1 protein-coding gene is annotated in these 621 nt (G+C 48.8%); it reads left to right on the top strand.

Translation table 11 applies throughout. The features are described 5' to 3' along the window. Nucleotides 1–9: 9 nt before the first annotated feature. Nucleotides 10–621, top strand: a 612-nt coding sequence (gene dnaN, locus R7Q11_RS27485) for a DNA polymerase III subunit beta (protein WP_225467147.1), incomplete at its 3' end; no start/stop codon positions are given.

The following is a 621-nucleotide window of genomic DNA, read 5'->3' as shown; positions in this document are numbered from 1 at the left end:
GAGCCAAGCATGAAATTTACTATTGAACGTAGTCATTTAATCAAACCGCTACAACAGGTTTCGGGCGCTTTGGGTGGCCGACCAACCCTGCCTATTTTGGGCAACCTACTGATTAAAGTAGAAGAGAACGTGCTATCAATGACCGCGACTGACCTAGAAGTGGAATTGGTGAGCAAAGTGACTCTAGAAGGGGATTTCGAAGCGGGTAGCATTACCGTTCCTTCGCGTAAGTTTCTCGATATTTGCCGTGGCTTGCCAGACGATGCGATCATCACTTTTGTGTTAGAAGGCGATCGCGTGCAAGTTCGTTCTGGTCGCAGCCGTTTCTCACTGGCAACGCTACCAGCGAATGATTTCCCGAACATTGAAGATTGGCAAAGTGAAGTTGAAGTATCACTGAGCCAAGCGGACCTGCGTACGCTTATCGACAAAACTCAGTTCTCGATGGCAAACCAAGACGTACGTTACTACCTCAACGGTATGTTGTTTGAAATCGATGGCACGACACTGCGTAGTGTGGCGACCGACGGTCACCGTATGGCAGTATCGCAAACTCAACTAGGTGCTGACTTCGCCCAAAAGCAAATCATCGTGCCACGCAAAGGTGTGCAGGAATTGGTT

The organism is Vibrio sp. 970 (assembly GCF_033339075.1).
This window is presented reverse-complemented; position numbering and strand designations above follow the sequence as displayed.